The sequence below is a fragment of the Marinomonas flavescens genome, assembly GCF_004352835.1.
GTDB lineage: Bacteria > Pseudomonadota > Gammaproteobacteria > Pseudomonadales > Marinomonadaceae > Marinomonas > Marinomonas flavescens.
Genome location: NZ_SJSB01000023.1, coordinates 40,886 through 52,336, shown reverse-complemented (window position 1 = coordinate 52,336; position 11,451 = coordinate 40,886). Strand labels below are relative to the sequence as shown.

Genomic DNA, 11,451 nt, shown 5'->3' with positions numbered 1-11,451 from the left:
TGGGACGAATAAACAATCGCCCAAGAAAGTGTCTAGGGTTCAAGCAACCAGCTATGATTTTCAAGGAATTATGCTTGGTTGCTTGAAATGAAAAGTGTCGCACTTCGGACTTGAATTCAGGATAAACTCGTATTAGAAACAGGTTATTATCAGAATTTTGAGGTTTTTCTTCATGCCTTACTGCCAGAATTGAAAGCCTATGCAGCTTTCAATCACTGTCAATCAATTCAGGTACTTGAAACGCTACCGACATCACTAAAAGTTAAGCTAGCTTTTATGTTAAAAGAGTAAAGCTGAAAGCAAAAAAGCGACCCAATGGTCGCCTTTTCAATATCATTATTTATAAGTAAAAATGAGTAAAAAAATTACTTATTTATCACCTTTTCCCATAGGTTTTTTGCCTTTACCGTGATTCATTTTATCGCCACACTTTTGGTGTTGTTTTTTCTCAATGTCAGCAAATTTCGCTTTTTGCTCTGGCGTTAAAATATTCAGCGTTTGGAATTGCTTTTCTAATCTGTTTACTTGGCGTTCGACTCGATTATTTTGTTCTTCTTTCACCATTGCTGTCGCTTTGGATTTATCGAATTTGTCGGCAAGTAATAATTCATTCATTTGCTTATCATGTTTCGCCATTTTGACTTTCATCTCTGCGCCATTAGCTTGACGAAGCGCTTTAATTTTCTGTTTCTGTGCATCGGTTAAGTCTAGGCGCTTAATAATGCGAGGCGTCAAATTTAGTCCTGGAGCGCATTGCTCCATACGAGGATTTTTATGATCACCTTTTTGATTGTTCTTATCTCCATTACTCGCTGCAAATGCACTCGCAGTACCTAAAGCAATTGGAAACATAATCGTAGCTAAGATAATTTTTTTTGCCATTTTCATAGTATATTCCTTATTAATAATTTAGATGTTCGCTACATCGGGTGCTTCCTAAATAGCGAGTGAGACTAGAATAGAACGTAGAAAGTAAACTGACGTATATCGAAGGTAAATTATCGTAAAGTCAGGACGACTACTGACATTTCTCAGTAAAATGAAGCCTGTTCTTGCTTATCTTTAGGCATGTATTTTTTTAGAACTCTTTTGTTAGGAATATTCCATGGCACACATTCTCTTAATCGATGACGATACTGAGCTCACAGACCTACTCAAAGAAGTCTTAACACTGGAAAACTTTACTGTTTCAACCGCTCAAGATGGCGAAGCAGGGCTAAATGCAATGGACAGCAGTATCGACTTAATCCTATTAGATGTGATGATGCCAAAATTAAATGGCATTGAAACACTAAAACGACTTCGTGAAACGTGGGAAGTGCCAGTGCTTATGCTTACAGCAAAAGGAGAAGAAATAGATCGCGTTATCGGCCTTGAATTAGGTGCTGATGATTACTTACCTAAGCCATTTAGTGAACGCGAACTGCTCGCTAGGATTCGAGCCATCTTACGCCGTGCTCAAAACACAAAAGACAACAAAGAAAGTAACAACAATAAACGCAACGACTATATTACCTACCAAAATATTAAACTTTACCCTGGTAAAATTGAAGCCTATTGCAATGATCAACTATTGGATCTGACCAGTACAGAGTTCGCTCTTTTACATCATTTTTTACTTCACCCAGGGCAAGTGATTACCAAAGATACCTTGAGTTTGGATGTCCTTGGCAAGCGTCTTGCGGCTTTTGATCGAGCCATTGATATGCACGTGTCTAATCTTCGAAAAAAACTACCAGAGAGGGCCAACAATAAGCCTCGGATTAAAACCCTTCGTGGTCGTGGCTACCTATTAGTGGAGGAAGAATGATACGTTTGCCTAAAATTACCAGCTTATACGGTCGTATTTTTGCTATTTTTTGGTTCACTATGTTTCTAGTGTTACTTGCGGTTCTGGCTTTACCACACCTTGATCCACGTAAAGTGAAAGATATTCCTAACAATAAATACAAAGAATTTTTAAACATTAGGAATCATATCGAAAATCGTTTTTCCCTCGAACATAATATTTCGAAAATCACTCAAACCATGGTATCCAAATACAATCAGAACGAGTCTAAAGAAGCACAAAAACAAATAAAAAATGATGAGAAAAATTTCAAAATCAATGGTCAACCAATGTTTTTTATCGTTAATAATGAAGGGAATGTTCTCACTCGATATAAAGCCCCAAATTTCATTTATCGAACCTTGCGAAACTTCATTACCTCGCTTGAAGATCCAACTATTCCAAGGCAAAGACTTTACGGACGTTTTATGGTTTCAGGACCAATACCAATCGTCTTAGCGGGTTCTAATTATCAATTTTATATTGGTGAAAAATGGAACCGTCCACCCAGTTTTTTAATCAATTTATTTGATCATCCATTCCAACTTTTATTAGTCGTAATGTTAGTCAGTACACCATTTTTACTCTGGCTTTCTTGGGCACTAAGCCAACCCGCCCGTCTATTAGAAAGAGCCGCTCAAAGCGTAGCAAGGGGCGAGTTTAAAATAGACCCTAAGTTGGAGAAGGGCTCTTCTGAGTTTCGTCAGGCCGGTGCTAGCTTTAACCAAATGGTGGAAGCAATTAATCAGATGATATCCCGCCAGCAACGCCTACTGTCAGATATTTCTCATGAGCTTAGATCCCCACTCACTCGCCTTAGAATGGCGCAAGCGCTAGCAATAAGAAAACAAGGAGAAAGCCAAGAATTAACACGGATTGATACGGAAGCCCAACGCCTTGAACAAATGATTAGCAAACTACTTGAGCTTTCTCATATGCAAGTAGATAGTCATTTAAATCGGCAAAATCAGCCGCTACAAAGCATTTGGGAAGCGCTATTAGAAGACACTCAATTTGAAGCAGAACAAATGGGCAAACACTTAACCTTCACGGCAATCCCTGAGCGTAATATTAACGGCCACCCTCAACTTCTGGTAAGCGCCTTAGAAAATATTGTTCGTAATGCGATCTACTATGGAAAAGACAAAATACAGGTGTCTATGAGAGTCATTGCTGAGCAATTAGTGATTCGAGTAGAGGACGACGGTGATGGGGTTCCAGAAGAAGAACTAAGTGCTATTTTCAGACCATTTTATCGAGTTTCGACAGCCAGAGATCGCCATAGTGGTGGAACAGGGCTAGGGCTATCCATCACTGAAAGTGCAGTACGCCAACATAACGGAAGTATTAAAGCCGCTCGAAGCTCTCTTGGAGGACTGCTAATAGAAATTCATCTGCCATTAAACTGATGACCATCAAATGACAGTAGACTAGAGGCCAGCAATTATCTCATTGAACGCCTCTAATCTACTTTTAGAAGTTTAATAACTATTCCGTTACTAGATCACCTATATTTCCTGAGCGTTTTTTAATCACAAAAAAGCTACAGATCAACATTACGCCTGTCACACCGATGGTGGCAAAGGTTTCAGGGCGATAGTCTGGGGAAATACACATATAACCCAGCACCATCAAAATCACGGCTATTGCAGCCCAAGTTAAGCCAGGGAAAAGCCACATTTTAAAGTCAGGCGAATTACCTTCTTTTTCCATTGCTGTGCGCATTCTTAATTGTGAAACCGCAATCACAAGGTAAACAACAAGAGCGATTGCCCCTGTTGTAGAAAGTAGGAAGCTAAATACCTCTCCTGGAAATACGTAACTGGCAAAACAACCAATAAAACCTGCAATTGTTGACGCTAGAACCGCTAAATGAGGAACACCATTTGAGGATAGTTTTTTTGCAACCGCAGGAGCATCGCCTCGACGAGCAAGCGAATAGAACATACGAGAAGCGGTATACAAGCCAGAGTTCATACAGCTACACACGGCAGTTAGCACAACAATGTCCACCAATAACTTTGCATGGGGTACATTTAGTGACATCAATACATACTGAAAAGAACCTTGTTTAAGCGCTGGATCGTTCCAAGCCACTAAGGACACAACAATAAAGATAGAAAGCAGGTAAAACAAAGCAATACGATAGAGAACAAGTTTCGTTGCTAGACGAATTTTCGCTTTTGGATTTTCTGATTCAGCGGCGGCAATTGTTACAATTTCAGCCCCAAAGAAAGAGAAAATAGTCACTAACACACCTGCCAATACAGCCCCAAAGCCTTTCGGCATAAAGCCACCATGAGAATATAAACTAGCAACGCCACTCACATGAGCAAGCGGCCAAAAACCAAAAACAGCTAAGCCTCCCACAACTATAAAAGCAATAATGCCAATAACTTTAATCAGAGCAAACCAGAATTCAAACTCACCAAAGCTCTTTACATGCCATAAATTGGAAATTGTCAAAACAATCATGATCGCAACAGCAAATTCCCAAGAGGCAATATTTTGAAACCAAGCATGAAGTATATTGGCCCCTGCAATCGCTTCAACAGGGATAACTAACACCCAAAACCACCAATATAGCCAACCAATGGTAAAACCTGCCCACGGCCCAATTGCCCGCGCTGCGTAGGTTGAAAAAGAGCCTGAGTCAGGATTAGATACAGCCATTTCACCCAACATTCGCATTACCAATAAAACCAGTAAACCTGTTAATGCATAAGAAATTAGAATCGCTGGCCCTGTTGTAGAGATCGCATTGGCAGAACCAACAAATAAGCCCGCACCTATGATTCCGGCTATTGAGATCATTGAGACCTGTCTACTCGATAGCCCTGCCCCTAATTGTCCACTTTCCGCGTTATTGCTCATCGTCAAATTATCCCGCTACTTGTATAAAGTTTTTATATAATTGAATTTTTCAGACTGATATATGCAACGGCAAGTGAGCATAATCTTAAATTTTATGAGTCTCATTCAAGGTAAAAAAGCCTCGAACGTTATATATTAGAAAGATTAAAACGCTCTCTGCCATAACAATATTGCATTAACTAGTTACATCAATGTTTGCCTTACCTCAAGCAAAGCACTCACATTAAATTACATAACTTAACGCTATTGGGCTTATTCTTGACTAAAAGATTAGATTTTAAAGTCAGTTCGTATCTGAAAATATATATACTTATTACTTCATATGTAGGGATTATTTTGAATTTGAAAAACAATAAAATGCATGACTAAAAAATAAAATTTCTTTTTATATCAATAGAACTTTATGATTTTAGTGCTTTTTTTGATAATATTATGAGTCAATTTTGGAACCACTCTTACCTCAAATTTATTTGTATTTTGTGAGTCTCCAATAAAAACGATAACAATGCTTTATTTTGAATAAAACACAAATTAGTCAATATTTAGTCAATATAATGCACTATTTATGAATTAAAAAATGAAGACACATCGCACTCCATTAAATTACTGGAATCAGCTTTTCTGCTCCTAAGAAACTTCCCTTTAAAAATACGCTTATCGTTATATGGCACTCTCGAATAGGCGCGACTGCCTGCACACGCTACACCAAGATAATAATTTACAGTGGCCTGATAATTTGCCTGTTTGTGACATTCAAATAAGATATGATTTAATTCAAAACCTTCATTCTGAAACATAGCGAGATAACACATTGCAGAAAAAAAATAGTAAAAACTTCGCTACTATTTCGGATGTTGCTAAATACGCTAAAGTCGGAAAAACCAGCGTGTCCCGCTATCTAAACGGTGAACAAGATAAACTATCTGAGCTATTAAGAGAGAGAATTTCCAGCGCGATAGAACATCTGGATTTTCGCCCAAATCATTCCGCTCGTATGCTAAAAGCAGGCCACTCAAAACTGATTGGATTATTACTTGCGGATGTCACAAACCCTTATTCCATTGATATTCTTCAAGGCATAGAGCAAGTTTGTCGACGTGAAGGCTACATGTTAATGGTATGCAATACTGATAACGAAAAAGAGTTACAGAAAAGCTACTTAGAATTGCTTGAAGCTCATCGAGTAGATGGACTCATTGTTAACACTGCAGATATGGCCTCTCAGCAACTCAATCACCTTAAACAAGTCTCTTGCCCTCTGGTTCTTGTCGATAGAATTGACACTTCCTTAGGAGTTGATTCCGTTGGTCTCGATAATGAAGCGGCTGTGATCGTCGCTTGCGAGCATTTACAAGATAGATCGTATGAAGCCATTCTTACCATTACAGAATCAATGGAAGTGGCTCCTCGTAAAGCGCGGGTAGACGCTATAGAAGCCTTTTGCCAACAAAGTTCGACTCTCTCATGCAAGTCTGTAGAAATAGATAAAAACAACGAACCTCACCTTATCAAAACCATTAGCGATTTTATGGGTGCTAACAAGGAGTTCAAAAAAACCATTTTTGCGATCAATGGAGTCACGACCTTGTGCGTAGCTAAAGCACTGCAAAAAATGGGGCTGAGTATTGGTCCACAACTTGGTCTAATCAGTATTGATGATCCAGAATGGGCTCAACTTTTCGAGGGTGGTATTACCGTTATGCGACAACCTAGCCGTGAAATCGGAGAACGAGCTTGCAATAGACTGCTGTCTCGCATCCAAGGAAATACGGAGCCTGCACAACACATCCAGTTGGCAGCAAAGCTTATTATTCGCCAATCAACCTAGATCCCAAAGCGTACTTCACAAGCAATAGACTCTATTCATGGAACCGATCCCATGATATTGTTATTATGCTTGATGTGATCAATATACATACAAAAAGAGTACTCACAGAGTCTGCTTTTTAGGTCATCATTCTCGCACTGATTCTTGTTACGGTGAGGCGCTATCTTTTAGTGGATAACCCTCTCAATATAAAAACACAGCCAAAATCGCTCTATACAGTCACTATAAATCTAAGAAGAGAGACAATAATGCAAAACAATCCTACGCCATCATTTGTCACACTGGGTGAAGCCATGGCGCTATTTATTGCGAAAAATTCTGGTGCTCTTTCTGAGGTAGAAGAGTTTAGCCGCGCGCTCGCTGGGGCAGAAGTAAATGTTGCAATAGGAATGGCACGTTTAGGATTCCCTTCTTCCTACATAAGTAAAGTGGGCCAAGATTGTCTTGGTAAATTTATCCGACAGGCTATTGCAAAAGAACAGATTGGAACCGAGAGCATCACAGAAAGTACTGAGCATGCCACCGGCTTCATGATGAAATCAAAGCAAACTGATGGTAGCGACCCTAGTGTTGAGTATTTTCGTCGTAACTCTGCCGCCTCAACATTAAATGCCTCGGACATTGATCGTGAGCTTTTCAGTGCAGGCAACCATCTACACTTAACTGGCGTTGCCGCGGCGGTTTCAAGCTCCATGAGAGAAGCCGTACAACAAGCACTGACGTTCGCAAAAGAACAAGGTTGCAGCATCAGCTTTGATACAAACTTGCGCCCTTCCCTTTGGCCGGATACCGCCACCATGGTCCGCACGATTAATCAGCTCGCCTTTGCTAGCGACATTGTTCTACCGGGCGTAGAAGAAGGTAAAATTCTCGTTGGCAGTGAAGACCCTGAAACCATCGCAGATTTTTATCTCAACCACGGAGTAAAAACCGTGATTGTAAAACTAGGTGGCCAAGGTGCTTATTACAAAACCTCAACCGGCGAATCCGCCACCATTGCAGGTTTCCCTGTCGCGCAGGTTGTAGATACGGTCGGCGCGGGAGACTGTTTTGCAGTGGGAGTGATATCTGCATTACTAGATGGAGAGTCAACAGAACATGCCACTCGCCGAGGCAACCTATTTGGCTCTCTGGCCGTGCAGGTTCGCGGTGATAGTGAAGGCTTACCAACTCGCGCTCAACTCAATGAATTAGTTCAGGTATAATCCAATGCGCAAAAAAGTCATCTTATACAAAGCCATTCCATTGCAAGAACGTAAACGACTTGATGAAATATTTGATGTCACTTACTTTGACTCGATAGATGACTCAAATAGAGACGCTTTTTTTACTGCACTAGCGGAAACCGATGGCATTATTGGTAGCAGTGTTGAGATGAGCTCTAATGTATTAAACAAAGCACCAAGGCTCAAAGCGGCTTCCACAATTTCTGTTGGTACAGACCAATACGATTTAGACTATCTTGCTAAGCGCAATATTCCATTAATGCATACTCCTGATATTCTTAATGAAACCACTGCAGATACGATCTTTACTCTTATCATGTGCACCGCTAGACGCGCCATTGAACTGTCAAATATGGTTCGAGAAGGGCGTTGGATAAAGAGCATTGGCGAAGAGCAATATGGCACAGATGTACATGGAAAAACCTTAGGTATCATAGGCATGGGGCGCATTGGTTACGCCATTGCAAAACGCGCCCATTTTGGTTTTAACATGCCGATACACTATAGTAATCGCAGTCAAAATGAGGTCGCTGAAAACGACCTAAATGCGACTTACATGAACATGGAAACCTTACTGAAAACGTCTGATTTTATCTGTGTAATGGCACCATTAACGGCCCAGACTAAGCACCTGATCGGTGAAAAAGAATTTGCTCTCATGAAAGAAAGTGCCATTTTTATTAATGGCTCACGAGGCAAAGTTATCGACGAATCAGCGCTTATTGACGCGTTAACTAGAGGCTCAATACGCGCAGCAGGGTTAGACGTTTTTGACATTGAACCATTACCAGCCAATTCACCTCTGTGCAAACTCGACAACGCAGTATTATTTCCACACATCGGCTCTGCAACCGCAGAAACCCGCCTAAATATGGTTGCTTGCGCGGTTGATAACCTTATTCGCGCGTTAAACGGAGACCTATCCAAAAATTGCGCTAACAAACACTTATTCAACCGCTAATCCTTCTATACATACGAGTTATTAAGTCACCCTCATTTAGAGGACCTCTGATATGAATTAAAAGACGTAAATGGCATTCGATTAAACATTAAAATCGTCGTCGAACCCACCACCGAAGTCATCAAAACCGCCTCCCATATTGTCAAAACCGCCTTGATCCATGCTGTTATCTGCGAAACCACCTTGATCGAAGCCTGATTGACCAAAGCCATTATTTTGATCGAAACCTGCTTGTCCGAAGCCGCCTTGATCTGCACTGCCGCTATCAAAGCCATTATTTTGATCGAAACCTGCTTGTCCGAAGCCGCCTTGATCTGCACTGCCGCTATCAAAGTCATTATTAGCAAAATCACCTTGTCCAGCATCACCTTGTCCCATTCCATCTGAATTATAGTCTTGTCCCATTCCAGCTTGCCCTGTGGGGTCTTCTTGAATGACATCTACCATTTCAGTCGGTGTATGATGCCCAAACATATTCATCAACATGCTACCGACTACCACACCGCCAGCAACACCTGCGGCGGTTTGAAGCGCTCCACCTAAAAAGCTGCGATTACCACCATTCGCGGCATAGCCTTGGTTTGGTTGACCTTGACTAGATTGACCTTGAGTAGATTGCCCTTGTGCATAACTTTGATTTTGAGAGAAGCCTTGGCTATTTTGTTGAGTACCACGACTGCCCCAACCAGATTGTCTATTAGACTGTCCATTGGATTGCCCATTATTATGAGCTCCGCCGCCAAACAAGCCTGATAAAAACCCTCCGGAACTGGGCTTTTCTGCTTGAGCTCGCTCCAAATGCTCTACTCTTGCATTTAATCGTTTCAGTGCGGCTTCCTGCATGATAATCGTTTGTGCCATGTAATAAGGGGCTGATGGCTGCTGAACCAGGTGTTTATTAATTTGAGACTCTGCCTGTGGATCTCGCTCCCCCGTTTGCTTTTCAGCCTCTTTTACACGCTCAAATAATTGGTCAATTAGTCGTCCTGCATCATCACTCATAGCCATACTCCCAAAACAATAAATCATCATATTTTTATAAGAGGTCATCTAATCCTCACTCCTTATTAGAATAAGGGCGGTCGAGAAACGAACAAGCGAGTAGAGAGTCAGGAAAAAGGAAAAATAATCAGCAATCGAGGGATTGTCTAATAAACTGGCGGGACTTGCTTAATAAGGGAGCTTACTTAATAAAAAGACGTACTTAGTAAGTAGAGTGAATCCAAGAGCTGCTAGGGGAAGGAGCGGCTAGAAACACAAGAGCCAGACTCACTAGCATGAGTCTGGCTCTTTAAAATAAAGACAGCGACTTATTCGTCGTCTGCTTCACCTTCTGGGCGTTTCATACGATTAGTAGGTGTCGCCAAGATTTCTAGATAAAATGTTTCCCAAGCTTGGCTTTCTGCAAAACTGATTTTGTCATTAATTTCAGCAACATGAATCACATCTGCGGTTTCAGCTGTTTTACCAAACTTACAGTCAAAACCCCAAAAATCAGCGTAATCAGGTAATGTCTTATTACGCTCGCGTTTTAGGTATTTTTTAACGTCTGCTTTGGCAGCTTCAATTAAACGAGGGTAAGCAATTTTTGGGTGAGATAGCTGAAATGTCTTTTTCATTGGAATCCTACAGGTTAAGAATGAGGCTGCTATTAAATGCCGCCTTCTAATGATGCGCATGATAACGGAATATCAAAGCGCTAGCCATGAATATGCAAATCTTGTACTCGAAATCATCACAGAAAACCGTAGAGAATTAAGCATGCGATTCGCCTTACGCAAAAAGACGCATGTACACCCAGTGAATATCTCAAAAGTACTCTTTTTTATCCTGATAAGCCTGCTTAAGATGCTCAATAAGTAATCTGAGTTTTTCTGGCAAATATTTAGTAAAAGGATAAATCGCGTAGACACCTAACCGTCTAGGTTGAAACTCAGTCAAAATAGCCACGAGGCTTCCTTGTTGTAAATCTTCATAGACGCTACAACGAGGCACATACACTATTCCAAAACCGGCCAAGGCGGCCTTGCGTAATGCTTGAGCATTATTGGTCGCAAAACTGCCATTGATTCGAACACTTTTTTCCTCTCCAGCTTGAGTAAAACGCCAATCAAATGAACCGTGAGCTTGGTAAGTATAAGCAAGGCAGTTATGATTTTTCAGCGATTCTAATGTCTTGGCTTCACCATGCTTTTCCAGATAACTTGGTGAACAGCAGACCACCCAGTTTGACTGGATTAGCGGTTTGGCAATCAAACTAGAATCTTCTAATTTACCAGTGCGTATCGCCAGATCTAGCCCTTCTGCGACCAAATCAACAAAGTCATTTTCTAGTCGTATGTCCACGCTGATATTAGGATATTGCTGACAAAAATCCGCCACCGCCTCAGCCAATAATAATTCACCTGAAATCGTCGGCACTGACATCTTTATCGTCCCCGTTAAACCTTGGCTGTAGGTCGAAACCGAGGCAATCGCGTCACTCACTTGGCCTTCAATATTTTTAGCATGGACGTACAAACTCTCCCCTGCTTCCGTCAGGCTTAGTCGTCGTGTGGTACGGCGAATTAATTGAACGCCAAGGGACGCTTCCAATTTACTGATTTTTTTACTCAACGCAGGCGTGGATAAGCCCACTTGCTCTGCCGCTTTATTAAAAGAACCATGATCAGCCACACTTACAAAAAGCGTTAAATCTGCAGCATTCACTTTCATTACACCGTTTTAAGAAATA

10 protein-coding genes are annotated in these 11,451 nt (G+C 41.0%); 5 read left to right on the top strand and 5 right to left on the bottom strand.

Annotated elements, in window-relative coordinates:
* Nucleotides 1-369 precede the first annotated feature (369 nt).
* On the bottom strand, nucleotides 370-888 hold the full coding sequence (locus tag E0D70_RS16555; protein WP_133013383.1) for a Spy/CpxP family protein refolding chaperone: 519 nt from the start codon (nucleotides 886-888) through the stop codon (nucleotides 370-372).
* Between the two features lie 217 nt (nucleotides 889-1,105).
* Between E0D70_RS16555 and E0D70_RS16550 the strand changes: the two genes are divergently transcribed.
* Both E0D70_RS16550 and cpxA read left to right on the top strand, forming a co-directional pair.
* On the top strand, nucleotides 1,106-1,810 hold the full coding sequence (locus tag E0D70_RS16550) for a response regulator (protein ID WP_133013382.1): 705 nt from the start codon (nucleotides 1,106-1,108) through the stop codon (nucleotides 1,808-1,810).
* Entirely contained in the window at nucleotides 1,807-3,237 is a 1,431-nt protein-coding gene (gene cpxA, locus E0D70_RS16545) for an envelope stress sensor histidine kinase CpxA (RefSeq protein WP_240537177.1), read from the top strand. Before E0D70_RS16550 ends, cpxA begins: the two co-directional genes overlap by 4 nt.
* 79 nt (nucleotides 3,238-3,316) lie before the next feature.
* Here cpxA and E0D70_RS16540 read toward each other — a convergent pair whose 3' ends face one another.
* Nucleotides 3,317-4,702, bottom strand: a complete 1,386-nt coding sequence (locus tag E0D70_RS16540; RefSeq protein WP_133013381.1) for an amino acid permease — start codon at nucleotides 4,700-4,702, stop codon at nucleotides 3,317-3,319.
* Nucleotides 4,703-5,513: 811 nt separating this feature from the next.
* On the opposite strand from E0D70_RS16540, the gene E0D70_RS16535 reads away from it, so the two are divergent.
* The 3 genes from E0D70_RS16535 (at nucleotide 5,514) to E0D70_RS16525 (ending at nucleotide 8,717) form a co-directional block, all read left to right on the top strand.
* Nucleotides 5,514-6,530 carry a LacI family DNA-binding transcriptional regulator gene (locus tag E0D70_RS16535; RefSeq protein WP_133013380.1) on the top strand — a complete coding sequence of 339 codons (1,017 nt, stop codon included), beginning with the start codon at nucleotides 5,514-5,516 and terminating at the stop codon, nucleotides 6,528-6,530.
* 248 nt (nucleotides 6,531-6,778) lie between these two features.
* Nucleotides 6,779-7,735: a sugar kinase gene (locus E0D70_RS16530; RefSeq protein WP_133013379.1), complete on the top strand. Its 957-nt coding sequence runs from the start codon at nucleotides 6,779-6,781 to the stop codon at nucleotides 7,733-7,735.
* A 4-nt stretch (nucleotides 7,736-7,739) separates the two neighbouring features.
* The gene (locus tag E0D70_RS16525) at nucleotides 7,740-8,717 is read left to right on the top strand and encodes an NAD(P)-dependent oxidoreductase (RefSeq protein ID WP_133013378.1); all 978 of its coding nucleotides are present in this window, start codon (nucleotides 7,740-7,742) and stop codon (nucleotides 8,715-8,717) included.
* Between the two features lie 81 nt (nucleotides 8,718-8,798).
* Here the strand turns inward: E0D70_RS16525 and E0D70_RS16520 are convergent, their stop codons facing one another.
* The 3 genes from E0D70_RS16520 to E0D70_RS16510 all read right to left on the bottom strand — a co-directional run bounded on the left by E0D70_RS16520 (nucleotide 8,799) and on the right by E0D70_RS16510 (nucleotide 11,432).
* A complete protein-coding gene (locus tag E0D70_RS16520; RefSeq protein WP_133013377.1) occupies nucleotides 8,799-9,719 on the bottom strand; it encodes a DUF2076 domain-containing protein in 921 nt (306 codons plus the stop codon).
* A 308-nt stretch (nucleotides 9,720-10,027) separates the two neighbouring features.
* Entirely contained in the window at nucleotides 10,028-10,336 is a 309-nt protein-coding gene (locus E0D70_RS16515) for a DUF6172 family protein (RefSeq protein WP_133013376.1), read from the bottom strand.
* 190 nt (nucleotides 10,337-10,526) lie between these two features.
* On the bottom strand, nucleotides 10,527-11,432 hold the full coding sequence (locus E0D70_RS16510; RefSeq protein ID WP_133013375.1) for a LysR family transcriptional regulator: 906 nt from the start codon (nucleotides 11,430-11,432) through the stop codon (nucleotides 10,527-10,529).
* Nucleotides 11,433-11,451: the final 19 nt, after the last annotated feature.